15 protein-coding genes and 1 pseudogene are annotated in these 16,659 nt (G+C 72.4%); 4 read left to right on the top strand and 12 right to left on the bottom strand.

Translation table 11 applies throughout. The annotated features are described in order from the left end of the window. Positions 1–25: 25 nt before the first annotated feature. The 5 genes from EDD30_RS34875 to EDD30_RS34855 all read right to left on the bottom strand — a co-directional run bounded on the left by EDD30_RS34875 (position 26) and on the right by EDD30_RS34855 (position 6,162). Positions 26–2,950, bottom strand: coding sequence for an AfsR/SARP family transcriptional regulator (locus tag EDD30_RS34875; protein WP_211277742.1), 2,925 nt, complete (start codon positions 2,948–2,950; stop codon positions 26–28). 228 nt (positions 2,951–3,178) lie between these two features. Then, complete coding sequence (locus EDD30_RS34870; protein ID WP_244945511.1) at positions 3,179–4,372, bottom strand: MAB_1171c family putative transporter; 1,194 nt, start codon at positions 4,370–4,372, stop codon at positions 3,179–3,181. Beyond that, a complete protein-coding gene (locus tag EDD30_RS34865; RefSeq protein ID WP_071804720.1) occupies positions 4,365–4,853 on the bottom strand; it encodes a hypothetical protein in 489 nt (162 codons plus the stop codon). The genes EDD30_RS34870 and EDD30_RS34865 overlap by 8 nt, the downstream gene beginning before the upstream one ends. A 38-nt stretch (positions 4,854–4,891) precedes the next feature. Next, positions 4,892–5,302, bottom strand: coding sequence for a hypothetical protein (locus EDD30_RS34860; protein ID WP_071804745.1), 411 nt, complete (start codon positions 5,300–5,302; stop codon positions 4,892–4,894). 29 nt (positions 5,303–5,331) lie between these two features. Beyond that, positions 5,332–6,162 carry a PIG-L deacetylase family protein gene (locus EDD30_RS34855; protein WP_071804722.1) on the bottom strand — a complete coding sequence of 277 codons (831 nt, stop codon included), beginning with the start codon at positions 6,160–6,162 and terminating at the stop codon, positions 5,332–5,334. Positions 6,163–6,529: 367 nt separating this feature from the next. Here EDD30_RS34855 and EDD30_RS34850 point away from each other — a divergent pair, with 367 nt between their 5' ends. After that, positions 6,530–6,901, top strand: a complete 372-nt coding sequence (locus tag EDD30_RS34850) for a histone-like nucleoid-structuring protein Lsr2 (protein WP_071804724.1) — start codon at positions 6,530–6,532, stop codon at positions 6,899–6,901. A gap of 231 nt (positions 6,902–7,132) precedes the next feature. Here EDD30_RS34850 and EDD30_RS34845 read toward each other — a convergent pair whose 3' ends face one another. Beyond that, complete coding sequence (locus EDD30_RS34845) at positions 7,133–7,690, bottom strand: hypothetical protein (RefSeq protein ID WP_071804726.1); 558 nt, start codon at positions 7,688–7,690, stop codon at positions 7,133–7,135. Positions 7,691–7,736: 46 nt separating this feature from the next. Here EDD30_RS34845 and EDD30_RS34840 point away from each other — a divergent pair, with 46 nt between their 5' ends. Beyond that, on the top strand, positions 7,737–8,411 hold the full coding sequence (locus EDD30_RS34840) for a response regulator transcription factor (RefSeq protein WP_071804746.1): 675 nt from the start codon (positions 7,737–7,739) through the stop codon (positions 8,409–8,411). Between the two features lie 77 nt (positions 8,412–8,488). Here EDD30_RS34840 and EDD30_RS34835 read toward each other — a convergent pair whose 3' ends face one another. Together EDD30_RS34835 and EDD30_RS34830 are read right to left on the bottom strand one after the other, a co-directional pair. Continuing rightward, on the bottom strand, positions 8,489–9,862 hold the full coding sequence (locus EDD30_RS34835; RefSeq protein WP_071804727.1) for a sensor histidine kinase: 1,374 nt from the start codon (positions 9,860–9,862) through the stop codon (positions 8,489–8,491). 97 nt (positions 9,863–9,959) lie between these two features. Further along, positions 9,960–12,749: a M28 family peptidase gene (locus tag EDD30_RS34830; RefSeq protein WP_394328234.1), complete on the bottom strand. Its 2,790-nt coding sequence runs from the start codon at positions 12,747–12,749 to the stop codon at positions 9,960–9,962. 259 nt (positions 12,750–13,008) lie between these two features. Here EDD30_RS34830 and EDD30_RS34825 point away from each other — a divergent pair, with 259 nt between their 5' ends. Further along, positions 13,009–13,854, top strand: a complete 846-nt coding sequence (locus tag EDD30_RS34825; RefSeq protein ID WP_071804728.1) for an SDR family oxidoreductase — start codon at positions 13,009–13,011, stop codon at positions 13,852–13,854. Between the two features lie 24 nt (positions 13,855–13,878). Here the strand turns inward: EDD30_RS34825 and EDD30_RS41215 are convergent. The 4 genes and pseudogenes from EDD30_RS41215 to EDD30_RS34805 form a co-directional block, all read right to left on the bottom strand. Next, a pseudogene (locus EDD30_RS41215) lies at positions 13,879–14,134 on the bottom strand (VOC family protein); the annotation flags it as partial. Further along, a complete protein-coding gene (locus EDD30_RS34815; RefSeq protein WP_071804729.1) occupies positions 14,131–15,000 on the bottom strand; it encodes an alpha/beta fold hydrolase in 870 nt (289 codons plus the stop codon). The pseudogene EDD30_RS41215 and the gene EDD30_RS34815, both read right to left, overlap by 4 nt. Continuing rightward, entirely contained in the window at positions 14,997–15,284 is a 288-nt protein-coding gene (locus EDD30_RS34810; RefSeq protein ID WP_244945510.1) for a hypothetical protein, read from the bottom strand. Before EDD30_RS34810 ends, EDD30_RS34815 begins: the two co-directional genes overlap by 4 nt. 29 nt (positions 15,285–15,313) lie before the next feature. Further along, on the bottom strand, positions 15,314–15,730 hold the full coding sequence (locus EDD30_RS34805; RefSeq protein WP_211353765.1) for a condensation domain-containing protein: 417 nt from the start codon (positions 15,728–15,730) through the stop codon (positions 15,314–15,316). Positions 15,731–15,981: 251 nt separating this feature from the next. On the opposite strand from EDD30_RS34805, the gene lepB reads away from it, so the two are divergent. Next, entirely contained in the window at positions 15,982–16,608 is a 627-nt protein-coding gene (gene lepB / locus EDD30_RS34800) for a signal peptidase I (protein WP_244945509.1), read from the top strand. Positions 16,609–16,659 lie beyond the last annotated feature (51 nt).

The following is a 16,659-nucleotide window of genomic DNA, read 5'->3' as shown; positions in this document are numbered from 1 at the left end:
GCACCAGCCTAGCCTCCAATTATTTTCATCGATGTCCCTTGTCGGTTCGCGGGCCATGGGTCAGCAGGTCGAGCTTGGACCGCACGGTGGCGGCCTCCGGATGGCCGAAACCGTCGAAGATCCGCATCGCCCGCAGCCAGGCGTCACGCGCCGCGAGCAGGTCACCCGCGGCCCGGTGGGTGTCGCCGAGCCGCAGCAGCGTCATCGCCACCTGGTATCGGTCGCCGAGATCGTGCCAGAGCGCGAGCGCCTGTTCATAACAAGAAATCGCCTCGTCGTGATGGCCGAGATGGTGGTGCGCGTAGCCCAGGCTGTCCCAGGTGTCGGCGCGGCCCGGCCAGTCGCCCGAGCCCTGGTGCACGACCAACGACTGGTGGCAGTACTCCAGCGCCTGCTCGTGGTAGCCGAGCTGGCTGTGATACCACCCCACCCAGTTCAGCGCGTCGGCCTCCCCGGGTGGATCCCCGGCGAGCCGGAAGAGCTCCAGCGCCTTGCGGGCCTGGTCGAGCGCCTGCTGGAAGTGGCACTGTCGCTCCAGCACCCGCCCGAAGTTGAGGTGGATCCGCGCCTGCCCGGGCAGGTCGCCCAGCTCGGCGAAGACCCGCAGCGCCTGCCGGGCATGGTCGCCGGCCTCGTCCAGCCGGCCGAGCTGCAGATAGGCGAGGTTGAGCAGGCGGTGCGCCTGGGCCTGGCCGCCGAGGTCGCCGAGGCGCCGGGCGGCCCGCAGGGCGGCTTCCATCGTCGCGGCCCAGTCGTGCCAGTGGCCCTGGTAGTTGAGGAAGGCGGTCATCGTCCACGCGAGGCCGTAGACATAGGAGTGCTGGCCGGCGGCGGAGGCCAGGGTGATGGCGGCGAGCAGATTCGGGTGCTCCGCGACGAACCAGGCCATGGCCCGCTTCGTGTCCGCAAGCTCCGCCGTGGTCACCCCGTCGGCGGGCTCACCCACCTCGAGCGGCGCCCGGTACGGGTAGAGCAACCGGTCGGCGGCGTACGCGGTGTGCAGATAGTGGTCGAACATCCCCACCAGGGCCTGCTCCCGCTCGGCGGCCGCACCGGGCGCGCGGGCCTGCTCGGCGGCATAGGCTCGCAGCAGGTCGTGGAAGCCGAACCGGCCGGGCGTGACCTCGTCGAGCAGGTGGGCGCCGCAGAGGGCGGCGAGCAGCCGGCGCGCCTCCGATGGCGCGACGCCGGCCAGGCTGGCGGCCGCGGCCACCGAGATATCCGGCCCTGGGTGCAACCCCAGCAGGCGGAACAACCGGGCCGCCGGGGCGCCGAGCAGGTGGTACGACCAGGACAGCACGGCTCGGGCGTCGGTGGCCTCGTTCTCGCCGACGAACGCGTCGAGTCCGCCCCGGGCCTGGCCGAGATCACCGGCGAGCGCGGCGAGGGAGAACCGGGGATGGGCCGCCGCCCGAGCGGCCACGATGGCCAGCGCCAGCGGCAACCGGGCCGAGACCGCGATGATGTCGTCGACGGCGCCGGGCTCCGCCTCGACCCGGGACGGGCCGAGGCGGCCGCGCAGCATCTGCCGCCCCTCGTCGGCGGTCAGCAGATCCACCGGCACCGCGACGGCACCGGCCGCGACCAGGCCGGACAGCCGGTTGCGGCTGGTCACCAGCACGAGGCAGCCGGCCGAGCCGGGCAGCAGTGGCATCACCTGCTCCGTGTCGCGGGCGTTGTCCAGCACCACCATCACCCGCCGGCCGGCGAGCAGGCTGCGGTAGAGCGCCGCCTGCTGTTCCAGCGTGGCGGGCACCCGGCGCGCCGGCACGCCCAGGGCGTCGAGGAACCCGCGCAGCGCCTCGCCGGGCTCCACCGCGGACAGGTTGGGGTCGAAGCCGCGCAGGTCCACGTAGAGCTGTCCGTCCGGGAAGCCGCCGCTGATCCGGTGCGCCCAGTGCACCGCCAGCGAGGTCTTACCGACCCCGGCGGTCCCGGTGATCGCCGCGATCACCATGCCGTCGCCGCCGTCCGGACCGATCAGCTCGTCGAGATGCCGCAGCTCGGCGTCGCGGCCCACGAAATGCGGGATCGCGTACGGAAGCTGCGCCGGGACGGGCAGCACCGGGCCGGGATCCGCCCCGGCGGGCTCGGCGACCGCCCGCACCGGCGGCGCGGTGCCGGCCAGAGCGGGATCGTTGGTGAGGATGCGCTGGTAGAGGTCCTGCAGCTCGGCGGACGGGTCGACGCCGAGCTCCTCCTTGAGATAGCGGGCCACCGCGTGGAACGCGGTCAGCGCCTCTCCCTGGCGCCCGCTGCGGTACAGCGCCGTCATCAGGGAGCCGCGCAGGCGCTCGCGCATCGGATGCTCGGCGACCAGGCGTTGCAGCTCGGCGACGAGGTCCTGGTCGTTGCCCATGGCCAGGTCGATCTCGATGCGTTCCTCCAGCACGCTGATCCGGCGCTGGGCGAGCCGCTCGCGTTCGGCGTCCAGCAGCGGGCTGGTCAGCCCGTCGAAGGCCGGACCGCGCCACAACTGCAGCGCGGCGTGGACGGCCTGCGCGGCCTCGGGCAGCTCGCCCGCGGCCCGGGCCGCCCGGGCCCGGCCGATCTCGCGGTCGAAGACCTCCAGGTCGAGGCAGCCGGGCGGCAGGGACAGCCGGTAGCCGATGTCCGTCCAGGCGAGCAGCCGCGACGGGGAGCCGGCGGAGCGCACCGGATCGAACGCGCGGCGTAGCCCGGAGATGTACTTGTGGACGAGGTTCACCGCGTAGGCGGGTGCGGCCTCGCCCCAGACGGCCTCGATGAGCTGCTCGCGACGCAGCGGCCGGTTGGCGTGCAACGCCAGCACGGACAGCACGACCCGCTGCTGCACCGGACCCAGCGTCAGGCAGGTGTCACCCTGCCAGGCCTGCAACGGGCCGAGCACCTCGAGGCGCAGCGCCGGTCCCGGGGTGTCGTCCCCCGCGGCGGACGACGCACCCGGGTCGGTCCCGCCCGGCGTGTCCAATGCAGCCTCCCGTCGCAGAGACAGAACCCACAGTCTACGAGTGCACGGTCACCCATTCATCGACATCGGCGAATTCTGTCAGAAGCGCATGTATCGGGTCTCCTCCGCCCGCGCTCGCGCTTCGCGGATCTCCGCGCCGCGCAAGGTCGTACCGGATAGGAGGATCCTCGCCACGCCGAGATACGTGGATCACGAAACATCACTCGCCCACGGACGTGGACGGCCCGCTCAGGACACCGGGCTCGCCGGGCTGCTCGCCTGCCGGCCGGCGAAGTCCTGGACCGCCCGCGAGGTGAGATGGCGGTGCAGCCGCACGAGCTGGCTCACCTCCCGGCGCATGGTGGACGCGGTAGCCCGGACGTCCGGGAGCAGCTCCTGCCCGGGCTCCTGAGCGGTTCTCGGCACGCCGGCCAGCGCCTGGCGCCGGGTCGCCTCCACCCAGCACGCGATGGCCACGAGGCGCTGCGGACCCGCTCCGGTCTTCCCGGCGTGGTCCACGGCCGCCCGCAGCAGGGCGGGCGTCGCCCAGCCGTCGTGCAGGAAGGTGATGCTGTCGCGAATCTCGACGACCCGCTGATGCAGCAGCTCCCAGGTGTTGCCGAAGCCGACCAGGTCGGCGGTGCGCGACACCGGCTCGTGCAGGACGAGCTCGGGCGTGGACTCTCTCAGCAGCGACCAGAGGCGGTGCAGCCGCTGCCGGCGCCCCCAGTACACGACGGCCTTGCGCATCGGTTCGAGGGCGGCGATGGAGCAGGCGAGGGCGACCACGACGAACCGGGCGAAGGAGCACCAGAAACCGGCCACCGCCAGCTCCGCCGGAGTGCCCGGGACGAACCACCGGATGGCCCGGATCACCAGGTACGGCAGTTCGGCGCCGACCCCGATCGTCAGCGCGATCATGCTGTAGCGCAGCAGTGGACTGCGCATCGACCGGGCCGTACGCCAGAAGATGGCCGCGGCCGCGACCGCCGTCGTCGCCCCGTACCCGATCCAGGCGATGGCGTAGACGATCCACCAGCCGTGCGCCTGCTTGCCGAACCTGTCGGCTTCCGGGGTGAGGATGAACAGCACGATGGCGGCCGTGGCCATCGCCGCGGCGGCCGACAGCGGCGCCCGGCGGGCCGGGCCCGGCTCCTCGTCGCGGCGTAGGTGCTGGGCGAACCACCACACGGCGGCGAAGTCGGTGAGCGCGACCATGGTCACGACCAGGTCGCTCAGGTGCGTCACCCCGGTGGCGTCGTCGATGCGCCGGGCGACGCCGGCCTGGATCGCCACCGATCCGACCGCCAGGCACAGCAGAACGACCCAGGCCGGACGCTGCCGGCGCCGGCGGACGGCCGGGATGCGCAGGATCAGCACGGCCCACACGACGACGAAGATGACTCCGCGAAGGTTCTCGACCCAGCTCGGCACGTCACGCACGGCTGGCTCCGAACAGTTCCTCCGCTCGCCGCTCCGCCACGCTCAGGTCGCGTGGGGGCCGCTGTCCCGCCGCCCGCAGCACCATCGTGGCGAAGGTCTCGGCGACCTCCTCCTCGATGCTGTCGCAGAGCCGCGCCCGGGTCTGCTCCGCGCGTCCGGCGGGACCGGTCCGCGTCATCTCGGCCACCACCTTCGGCCGGGGAACGCCGTGGCCGGCGAGGATGTGACACAGCTCGTGCAAAATGATGTGGTCCCGGTAGTAGCCGGTCGCCGAGGCGCGGTGGATGATCCGGTCGCTGACGCCGTCGTCGTACCACAGGCCCGAGGGCAGTCCCCGCAGGCTGACCCCGTGCACGGTCAGCGGTCGGCCGCGCAGCCGCGCCACGTCCCGGCAGAGCACCTCGATGTGCCACGGCTCGGGAAGCTCCGGCAGGCGGGCGACGAGCCTGCCGGCGATGGCGCGCGTGTACTTGGACGTCAAGACCCTCTCCGTTCTCCGCCCCGGGGGGCATCGCCGGCTCACCCTCGATCGATGGAGTCGCGCGCATCCCTCACCATGTGGATGGCCTTCTCGATCGCCTCGAGCTCCTCCGGCCGCAGGGAGGAGAAGCGCATCGCGAGGGTCTCGGGGGAGGGCGGGCCGGCCGGTCCGGGCACCGGCTCCGCCGAGGGCATGAGCGCGGTGGGGGGCACCCCGAGGAACCGGGCGAGCACGGCCCGCGTCCGGTCGGTGATGTTGACCGCGCCGCCGCTGAGGATGTTGTGCATGTGACCGTGCGAGATGGTGTCACCCTCGTTGGCGTCGCGGATGTGCCGCGACAGGACCCGCACGGACGGGACGCGGCCCCGGCCGTACCTCTCCTCCAGCAGCCGGAGAACCGTGCCGGCCAGCCAGAAACCGGACGTGTCGCCGGCGGGGGTGCTGCTCATGTCGTCACCTCGTGTCGTGCGGCCGAACGTCACACCCGATCGGTGATACCGGCGAAGAGATCCTGGTCGGGAAGCGGCGACCCGCTGCGGTCCCAGGTGCGGATGTAGCTCTCCCGGCCGAGCACCGCCGGCATCTCCCGCGAGAAGAGCCGCTCGATCCAGGTGCCCCGGATCTGGCTGGCGTGGGCGAGGATGGCGGCCTGCTTGCGCGCCAGCACCGTCGCGACGTCGACGGTCGTGGTGATGCGCCCGTCCACCCACTGCGTCTCGGCGCTGAGCCGGGGCTTGTCGCCGGCCTCGCGCAGGCCCTCCCGGACGGCAGCGTCGTGGATCTCGTTCCAGTACGCCGCGCCGAGGGCCACCGAGTACACCTTGGCGGGGATGCCGGTCTCCCGCGCCGCCCGCAGCGTCGCCAGGGCGGCGTGAGTGTGGTCGGGGTGATAGTGCACCTCGGGGTCGTAGGTCACTACCACCTGCGGGTGATACCGCTCGATGAGGGCGCCGATCCGCTCGGCGACGCTCTCCTCGGGAACGTCGCGGAAGGCCTCCGGCCGGCGCGGACCGCCGTCGGTCATCCCCGAGTCGAGGTAGCCGAGCCGTTCGAGATGGTGCACGCCGAGGTGCCCGCACGCCTCGCGCAGCTCCGCGAGACGGGTCTCGGCCACCGCCGAGGGATCGTGGCCCTGCTGTCCGGGCCCGGCGCCGTCCGGGCCGGCGCCGAGCTCCCCATCGGTGCAGGTCACCAGCACGACACGCACACCCTGCCGGGCATAGTGCGCGAGAATGCCGCCGGTATTGGTGGACTCGGGACCGGGGTGGGCATGCACCGCCATCAGCACCAGTTCTTGCGGGGAAGCCATCGGGTCAGTGTACGGTCCCGGCGATCCAATTCGGAGATCGACCACCGCCTACTCCACAACGGACGGAATGATTGAGCTGGTGGCGCTCGTGAGCAAGGTCGTCCACTGTATTGTCTGATGCACTTGACACCGCCGTGGCGGGCTACCTAGGCTCGATCGGGTCAGGAGAACCGCCGCCGCGGCCACCATTCGGAAATGACATTCCCGCCATATTCCTGTGACAATTCGCGAGCGACACCGGTCACATCTCGACACGGGCGAGCCGTCGCCCTGGGCGCCACGGCGAGTCATCGGGGGCGTCGCGCTCAGGAACCGCACGCACGTGCGCCGGTCGGGCCGCACCGTCCCTGCCTCAGGAGATCTCCCCATGGCCAGACAAGTCATCACGGTGCTGACCGACGACCTCGACGGTGGCAGCGCCGACCGTACGGTCGAGTTCGGCCTCGATGGCAGGACCTACACCATCGATCTGTCCGAGACGAACGCCGGGATACTACGGACGGCGCTGCGGCCGTTCCTGTCCGCCGCGACCCCGGTCGGCCGCGGGGACATCACCGGCCGCGCCGATCGCGGCACCGCCGGTCGCCGCGCCGATTCCCGCAGCCCGGCCCGGCCGCGCCGGTCCGGCCGCGACCTGAACCAGATGATCCGCGACTGGGCCTGCGAGCACGGCTACGCCATGTCCGGGCGCGGCCGGGTGCCCCTGTCCGTGGTCGAGGCCTTCCACCGGGCCCACTAGGACAGGGCGAACCCTCCAGCCACGTCAGTGCCGGTGGTGATGGTGGTGGTGCCGCAGGTGCAGGTGCGACGGCGGAGTCAGCACCATCATCGTGACGACCATGCAGATGATCAGCAGAGTGCCGAGCAGGAAATCGATCACCGCGGGGACCCCCTCCCCAAGTGTGATGAGCCCAAGAATCCAGCGTCGCGCGCCGGAGGCGGCCCGTCAACCGGTTCGGCGAAGCCCGCCCTAGCTGTACTCCTCGACGATCTGCGCCTCCGGCCCCTCGTCCCAGTACGCCGTGATGACCGAGGCGTGCGCCGGGCCGTCGAGCCGCACGACGACCACCGTGTCGCTGCTGCGGGTCGTGCTCGCCACGTACCCCAGCCGGGGCTCGGTGTCGATCACGTCGACCCGGGTCGACGAGTAGGCGACGATCACATCGCCGCCGTCGGCGGGGACCCGGTAGCGCGGACGGCGGTCGGGCTCCGGCTCCGACGGGCTGGGCGACGGTGAGGCCGTCGGCGGGCGCGTCGACGGCGCCCGGGTCGGGGTGGGTGCGACCGTCGGCGTCCGGGTGGGCCGCGCCGACGAGCGGCTGGGCTTGGGCCGGGGCGACGTCGGTGTGACCGTCGGATCGGCCGGCCCGAACCGGACCTCCGTGTACCGTCGGTTGACATCGATGGCCACCGGCGCCTCGGCGGTGATCGCGGGGGCGATGCCGACCCGGACCCCGAGCCAGGACACCGTGACCGCCGCGCTCGCCGCGGTCAGCCACGCGACGACGAATCTCCAGCTCCGGCCCATGATTACATTCTGCCTCAGCGATCGATAGATTGTGAGCATGGCTCAGGTGCTGGTGATCGAGGACGATCGGGACATCCGTGAAGCCATCGAGCGCTTACTCTCGGTGACCGGACACGTCGTACGGCTCTGTGCGGCCGCCCTCGACGGGCTGCGGGAGCTGGCCAGTTGGCGTCCCGACGTCGTGGTGCTCGACCTCAACCTGCCGGATCTCGACGGCGCGACGGTGCTGCGCCGCATCCGCGCCACCTCCGCGGTGCCGGTCGTCGTCGCGACCGCCCGTGGCGCGGAGAGCGAGATGATCAGCCTGTTGCGCGCCGGGGCGGACGACTACGTGGTCAAGCCGTACTCCGCCGAGCAGTTGGAGGCGCGGATCGCGGCGGTGCTGCGCCGCGGGGCCGCGCCCGAGGTGAGCACCCTCACCCTGGGCGGCATCAAGCTCGATCCGGAGGCGCGGACCGCCTCGCTCGACGGCGCGCCGCTGCAACTCTCCCGGCTCGAGTTCGACCTGCTCGCCTATCTCATGCAGCGGGCCGGCAAGGTGGTCACCCGGCGCCAGTTGCTCGACGACGTCTGGTGCTCGGAGAGCCGCTCACTCGAGACGGTCGACGTCCACGTCACCTGGCTGCGGCGCAAGCTGGGCGAGCGGGCCGCCGCGCCGCGCTATCTGCACACCGTCCGCGGAGTGGGCATCCGGCTGTCCGCGCCGGACGACGCGGGCTGAGCCGACCCGTGGCGCCGGACGACGCGGGGCTGAGCCAACCCCGTAGCGCCGGACGACGCGGGCCGAGCCGGATCTAGCTAGCGCCGGGCGTGCGCGCCGCTGCCGCCCGATCGCGCGCCGGTGAGGCGCGACCACAGGCCTCGGCGGGGCGCCGGCGCCGGCACGTCCTCGGCCGCCAGGCCCAGCGTCAGCACGACCCGGGCGCCGCCGAGCTCGCCACGGCCGACGGCGAACCGGCCACCGGTGTCGGCGGCGAGGCGCCGGGCGATGTCCAGGCCCAGCCCCGTGGAGTCGGCGTCGCTGGCGCCCCGTGACACCGCCGCCTCCGGGTCGCGGAAGCCCGGCCCGGCGTCCTCCACCGTGACCGACGCCCCGTCGGGACCGCGCTGCACGGACACCCGGCAGGCCGCCGTCTCCGGCGTGTGGTGGAAGACGTTGCCCAGCAGCACGTCCAGCGCCTCGGCGACGACCGAGAAGGCCGCCGGCACGGTGATGCCCTCGGGCGGCGGGTCGGCCTGCCACGGCCGGCCCTGGTCCTCGGCCAGGGCGCCCCAGAACTCCGTACGGTCGGCCACGACGGCGCCCAGGTCGCACCGCAGCCGCGGCCGCGCCGCCAGCGGACGGGCCGCCTCCACGATCACCGCGTTGATCTCGTTCTCCAGCCGATCGACCACCCGAAGCTGGCGGTCCCGGTCCGCGCCGGCCGGCAGCGCCTCGGTGTTCAGCCGCAGCGCCGTCAGCGGTACCCGCAGCCGGTGCGACAGGTTCGCGGCCAGCGCACGCTCGGTGGCGAGCAGCTCGACGAACCGCTCGGCGAGGACGTTGAGCGCGCCGCCGACCTCCTCGATCTCGCGGGGGCCGCTCGGCTGGACCCGGGCGTGCAGGCTGCCGCCGCCGAGGCTGGCGGCGGTCCGGGCGAGATCGCCGGTCGCGCGCACCACCCGGGCGGCGAGCCGGTCCGCGAGGAACGTCGAGACCCCCACCAGCACGATCGCCTCGGCGATGAGCACCAGCCAGGCCAGGGCGACCCCGGAGCGCAGCGAGGCCGTCGGCACGTACACCTCGATCACCGCGATGAGCCCCTCGGGCAGGGCCACCGGGCGCAGGTACGCCCGGCCGCCGTCCACCTCGACGGTGCCCGCGCTCTGCTGCTGCCGGACCTGAAGGACGATGCCGGCGTCGACGCGGGAAGTGCCGATCGTACCCATCGCCGGCAGATGTGCGGCGAGCCGTCCCTCGTGACCGGCTTGCGTACTCTCGATGGAATTGCGCACGAGATCGCGGTCCTTGGCGACCACCACCACGGCCGACAGGCCGAGGGCCTGCCGTTCCGCCTCGCGCATCGCGCGGTCCTGCGCGGCCGTCTGCACGAGCAGGGCGAGCGGGATGACGAACGCCAGGGCCACCAGCGTCGTCACCGCGAGGGCGACGCGAACGTAACTGCGTCTCATTCCAGGAGCACCGCCGGTCGAAAGATCGAGTGCCGACCATAGCGGTCGGGGGCGGTCCGTGCCCACCACGGAACCGCCCCCGACCAGTGCCCCTGACCTAGAAGGTCAGGCCCCAGGAACGCAATGTGCCGGTGTCACCCGAGTAGAGGTCGCGCACCCGCAGCTTCCAGGTGCCGCTCGCCCGCTCCGCCGAGGCGTCGACGGTGTGGCTGAGCTTGACGTCGTCGGCCCGGTCGAAACGGCTCGCCTTCTTGATCAGGTACGCGGTGCCGTCCGGCGCCAGCAGGTGGATCTCCAGGTCACCGCGGAACGGGTGGGTGATGTCGAGGTCCACCTTCAGCGTGGCCGGCGCCTGGCCCTGCTGCTGCACGGTGATCGGGGACTCGACGGCCGCCCGGTCGCGGATCGGGAACTCCGAGTCGTTCGACACCCGCGTGCCGGCCGGCTCCACCGGCGCCTTCACCCCGGTCAGCTTCCAGGCGGCGTACGCGGCCACATCGGTGTGCGTGTCCAGTGCGGCGGCGCTGATGTTGTCGAGCGTGTCGCAGTCCTTGTGGTAGCAGGGGTCGAACGGCTGCCCGGCCTCGCCGCCCCACCGCTGCGCCTGGGCCTGGCTCATCGTCGCCGCGAGGCTCAGCGTCGCCGTGCCGCCACTGGGGATCCCGGCCGCCATGAACGAGGCGTGGTCCGAGCGGCCGCGCAGGCCGACGCCCTCCGACTCGATGCGCTCGGCGGCGAAGCCCTCCTGGAAGGCCTGGGTGATGAAACCGCCCTTGGCGTCGTCGTTGTAGACGAAGTACCCCGGGTTGGGTGAACCGATCATGTCGAAGTTGAGGTAGGCGGTCACCTTGGCCTTCTCGGCGGCGGACAGCGAGTTCACGTACGCCTTGGAGCCGACCAGGCCGTCCTCCTCCGCACCCCACCAGCCGAAGCGGATGGCCTTGTCGCCCTTGGCGCCGGAGGCGGCGTAGGCCAGGGCGACCTCCAGGACACCGGCGGAGCCGCTGGCGTTGTCGTTGATGCCGGGGCCTTCGTCGACGCTGTCCAGATGCGCACCGAGCATCACGACCTGGTTCGGGTCGCCGCGGCCGGGCAGGTCGGCGATCAGGTTGAAGCCGGTCCTACCGCCGGAGGTGAACTGGTGGATCCGCGTCGTGTATCCCGCGGCGTCCAGCTTCGCCTTGACGTAGTCGAGCGACGCCTTGTACCCGGCGGTGCCGTGGGCCCGGTTGCCGCCGTTGTCCTCGGCGATGCGGGCGAACTCCTCCAGGTGCGCCTCGATCTTGGCCCCGTCGACATCCGGTGCGCCGACGCTCTGGCCGCCGGGAGTCGTGGGCGTGCTGGCCGACGGCTTCGGCGCGGGAGTGGACGCGGACGGCGTGGGCTTCGGCGCGGGGCCGGGCTGCGCCGTACACGTGGGGTCGTTCTGCGCCGGCACACTCACCGCGTCCCAGGCGGCCTTGACCGCGTCGAACTCGGCGCAACCGTTCGGATACAGCTCGCGGGTGGCGTCCAGGGTCGCCTTGCGCACCTGCGAGTAGGTCCAGCCGGACGTCTTGCGCAGCAGGGCGTGGTAGTAGATCTCCCCCGCCTCCCACAGCCCGATGCCGGTGACGGACTTGCCGTTGCACGAGGGGCTGGCCGGCTTGCCCTGGGGCTTCGAACCCTCCGCGGCCAGGTAGAACCAGTGGTTGAGCGGGCCGGCCGCCGAGTGCACCTCGGTGCGCGGGATCGCGGTGGACCAGCAGTTCGGGTCGCCGCTCTTGGACGGGTCGAACATGGTGCGGATCGGACCCTCGCCGACCAGGTCGACCTCCTCGCCGACGAGGTAGTCGGCCGGGTCGTTCGGGTTCGCGGCGAAGTGCTCGGCGAGCGTGCCGAAGATGTCGCCGGTGCCCTCGTTGAGGCCGCCGGTCTCGTTCGACGTGCCCCGGCTGCCGCCCGGGGTGTGGCAGAACAGGCCGTGACCCAGCTCGTGCGCGACCACGTCCACCGAGTTGACCTGCCGGGCGTTGTCCTCGGTGTGCCCGTACTTGGTCTCGTCGCGGCTCGCGTCTCCGGTGCCGGCGCAGCTGTAGAACGCGTTGACGTCGTCCAGGCCGACGAACATGGCGGCGGTGCGCCCCTTGCCGTCGATGCCGTCGCGCTGGAACTTGCTCTTCAGCATGTCCCACATCGTGGCGGCGGCGTACTGGGTGTCGACCGCGCCGGTCACCAGGTCGGTGCCGCGGCCGTTGCCCCACTTGTCGTCGGCGTCGGTGAAGGCCCGGCCGCCGGCGTCGTTCACCGTGCGCATGTTGCCCCGCGCCGGGTCCCGCATCTCGAACTGGCCGCCGCTGCCGGTCGTTCCGATCTGCACCGTGCCGTTGTAGTGGCCGTTGCCCGTGCCCCCGGCGATCTCGTCCCAGGAGCCGACGTAGGTACCGGTGCGCGCGTCGACGTAGGCGTGCGCCCGGCTCGGACCGTGGTCGCCCCGGCCCTCGACGACGACCTCCCACACCAGCCGGCCGTCGTCCTCCGCGATCACGCCGAGCTTCGGCGTACCACTGACGGCACCGGGGTGCTTACGCAGCGCGGTGGCGCTCGCCTGCTTCGCGGTCACCGTGGCCTTGGTCGAGACCTTGAGCGGCCCGGCCCCGGCGGCGCTCCCCCGAACGATGCCGTCGCGGTCGGTCACCACGACGGCGTCACCACCGACGAAAACCGGAAGATCCTTATAAGAACGGGCGTAGCTGACGTAGGTCAGGCCGCGCTGGGTCGAGGTCACCTGCTGGCGGCTGTACTTCTCCTCCGAGCCCTTCGTGAAGCCGGTCGAGGCACCCGTGACGTACTGGTCCGCCGCGGCCGTGCTGAGCGCCAGCCGGTCGGCCGCATCCGGCGGCGTCACCCCGGCGCTGCCCGAGTACCCGGCCGTGACGACCGCCCCGGCACCGAGGACGACCAGCGTAACCCCGCCGAACACCGTCGCACGGAGCGCGGCTCTGCTCTTCCTCGCATGCTTCACGAGTGGTCCTCCCCAGGCCCGAATCGATCATCGTGACGCTGGGAGTGTGAGCGGCGTCGCCTTAAGAGCACCGGAAGGTTCGCTATCGGAGCGGTAACGGGACACCGTCGGCCGTGACCCGCGGGCCGCCTAACCTGTTCACATGGATCTTCTCGTGGTGGGCGGCAGCGGCTTCCTCGGCCGGAAGGTGACCCGGCGGGCCCGCGACGCCGGAGCCCGGGTCGCGGCCACCTTCCACAGCCGACCCTCGCCCGTCACCGGCGTCGACTGGCAGGCGCTCGACATCCGGCGCCGCGATCACGTGACCGCGCTGGTGAGCCGGATCCGACCGGCCGTGGTCGTCAACGCCGCGTACCGGCAGTCGGACTGGGCGACCACGGCGGACGGTGCCACGCACGTCACGGCGGCGGCAGCGGCGGCCGGAGCCCGGCTCGTGCACGTGTCCAGCGACGCGATCTTCTCCGGCCGGGCGGTCCACTACGACGAGACGGCCCTTCCCGATCCCATCACCCCGTACGGCGCCGCCAAGGCCGCGGCCGAGACGGCGGTCAAGGGCCTCGACCCCACCGCCGTCATCGCCCGGACCTCCCTCATCATCGGCGACGGCGACTCGGTGCACGAGACCTTCGTGCACGCGCTCGCCACGGGCGCCGAGACGGGCGCCCTGTTCACCGACGACATCCGGTGCCCGATCCACGTCGGCGACCTCGCCGCGGCGCTGCTGGAGCTGGCCGCCTCCCCGCACGCCGGAATCCACCACCTTGCCGGCCCCGACCCCGTCAGCCGCCACCACCTCGGCACCCTCATCGCCCGCCGCGACGGTCTCGACGAGACAGCCCTGCCCACCGGCCTGCGCGCCACGTCCGGCCCACCCGGGCCCCTCGACGTCCGCCTGGACTGCACCACGACCCAGTCCCGCCTCACCACCCGTCTCCGAGGCGCCCACGAACTCCTGGCACCTCAACGCGGTCGCAAGTCACCCGCGTAGCGAGGCGATGCGGCATGGTCCTCAGCCCGCCGTGCGCAGCCGCGCCGCCCACTCGTCGAGGTCGTCGACCAGCAGGCCGGGGGTGCGCCTTGCGGGCCGGCCGGAAGTCCTGCTCCACGCCGAGGTGCAGTTCGATGCCGTGACCGCGCAACCAGCATCCGCCGCGGGTCGCCAGGACGGGAGGCTTGGGGATCTCCTGCAGTCCCGGGACGCCGCCTTAGAAGGTGCGCAGGGCTTCCTCGCTGCCGGGCGGGCAGGCGAGCTGGACGTGGTGGATCATCGTTGTGCCGCCAGGACCTCGCGGAGCCGGGCCGCGAACTCCTCGGGCTTGCCGGCGTAGCCGAACTCGCCGCCGAGGAAGCCGCCGTGGTGGCTCGGAAAGACCGTCGCCTCCTGGCCGAGCAGCGCCGCCGTGCCGTGGGCCGTACGCGCGGTGTACGTGCCCTCCGACTCCTCGCCGACCGCGATGACGATCCGGGTCGACGCCGCCCGGAGGGCGGCCGGGTCGGGGCGGTAGTCGGTGATCGCCCACGACTTGCGCGACAGCAGCGGGTCGTCGCGGGTGCCGTCGTCGCCGGCCGGCATGCCGAGTGCGGCCGGGTCGCCGGCGGGCTGGGCGAAGTAGGCGTCGGTGAACTCGCCCCGCCAGGAGGTCATCGCGACGAAGGCGGCCATACCCGCTCCGAAGCCTTTCGCCTGGTACGCCTCGTGGAAGCCGGCCCGGGCGCGGGCGGCGGCCTCGGCGTCGGGGAGCACGGCGTTGATCGGCGGCTCGTGGGCGACCAGCGTGGCGACGTCGCCGGGGTGGGTCGCGACCAGCTCGAGCGCGGTCACCGCGCCGCCGCTGCTGGCGAACACGTCCACCGGGCCGCCCAGTTCCTCGATCAGCAGGTGCAGGTCGGCCGCCTGATCCTGGGGCGTGTGGTCGGACCGGCCGTCCTTGCGGACGCTGCGGCCCAGGCCGCGGGGGTCGTAGGTGACCACCGTCCGGTCGGTGAAGTGGGCGGCGAGCGCGGCGAAGCCCTCCGCGGTCATCGGCTGGCCGATCATCAGCAGCGCGCGGCCGCCGGCCGGGGGAAGCGGACCGCGGACGTCGTAGACCAGGTCCACATCGGGCGTGACGAGGGTGTGTGTCTGCTGCGTCATGCCGCAGACCCTACGACAGCCGGGACGGGTTCGCGGCGCCGCACGGCCAGCAGGGCCAGGGCTACGGGGACGAAGCCGGCCGCCTGGATCAGGCACAGTGTCTGCGGCGACAGGACGTCACCCAGGAACCCGAAGGTGAGGGACGCGACCGAGAACGTCGCCGTCAACAGGGCCTGCATCGCGGCGAAGAAACCCGGCTTGTCGCCCGCCGGGACGGTGTGCTGAAACAGGGTCACGAGCTTCACCCGGTCCACCACCTCGACGGGCACCGCCTCGCCGGCCACCGCCAGCACCTCCAGGCCCGCCAGGAGCACTAGTCGGCGTACTGCACGGGCAGGGCCGTCCACGCCGGGGCGGTGCCGCCGTGCCGGGCGGCGTACGCGGCCGACAGGTCCCGCAGCAGCGGGCCGACCGACCAGCCGTCCGCGGCGATGTGGTGCAGCACGAGCAGCAGAAGGTGCCCGTCCGGGCCGGTCTGAAGGTGGGTGCGCAGCGGCAGGTCCCGGGACAGGTCGAACGGGCGGTGCGCCGCCTCCGCCGTCCACGCCGCCGGGTCGCCCGCCGGCCGCTCGATCGCCACCGTGGCCCGGTCGAGGACGACCTGGTGCGGGACGCCGTCGCGCTCGGCGAACACGGTACGCAGGCTCTCGTGGCGCTCCAGCAGGTCGGCCGGCGCGGCCCGCAGCGCCGGCACGTCGAGCGGGCCGGTCAGCCGCAGCGCGTACGGCATGTTGTTAGGTCGCGCTCGGTCCCTGGAGCTGCTTTCCCGGAATTCCGGGGCCGCGCGGTGGCAATATCCAGGTAGGGACCGCAACCGGCGCTCGCCCGTTACGATCCGGAACCCGGAAAGGTGGCCCCACAACAATTCAAGCGAGTGAATAGTCATCCCGCTGCGCTCGACGGACATCACTCATGGTGATCAGAAGGCCTCCCGCGCATCGGACACTGATCATGATGTGCGCGGGAAGGTACGCTGCGTCCGTGCCGACACAGACCGACAGCGACAAGGACCGCAAGCAGCGGTCAGCATGGTCGCGCCTGAGAGAACTGCTCATCCTCGCCGTCGTCGGCGTCCTGGTCGCGGTCGGCGTCCGCGCGTACGTGCTGCAGACGTTCTACATCCCGTCCGGCTCGATGGAGCAGACCCTGCTCATCGACGACAAGGTCCTGGTCGACAAGATCAGTTATCGGATGGGAAGCCCCGAGCGCGGGGAGATCGTGGTGTTCAGGCCGCCGTCCGGGTGGACGGTCGGCGCCAACCAGGAGTTCATCAAGCGCGTCGTCGGCGTGGCGGGCGACCGCGTGGTCTGCTGCGACGGCACCAACCGGATCACCGTCAACGGCCGCGCCCTCGACGAGGACTACCTGTTCCGCGGCGATGGCCCGTCGGACCGGACGTTCGACGTCACCGTGCCGGCCGGATCGGTGTTCCTGCTCGGCGACCACCGCAGCGCGTCCGCCGACTCCCGCGCCCACCTCGACGTGAACGGCGGAACGGTGCCCGTGGACAACATCGTGGGCCGCGCCTTCGCCACCTACTGGCCGCCGTCGAGTGCCCGCATGCTGTCCGTGCCCGAGACCTTCGCCGACGTGCCCGCGCCGCACTGACGGACCGACGACTCCCCGCCCACCAGGAGTAGGACTCCTGCCCCATTCCGG

It is taken from the genome of Couchioplanes caeruleus, from assembly GCF_003751945.1.
Taxonomy (GTDB): domain Bacteria; phylum Actinomycetota; class Actinomycetes; order Mycobacteriales; family Micromonosporaceae; genus Actinoplanes; species Actinoplanes caeruleus.
The sequence above is the reverse complement of the archived record's forward strand: the minus strand, read 5'-3'. Positions and strand labels throughout refer to the sequence as shown.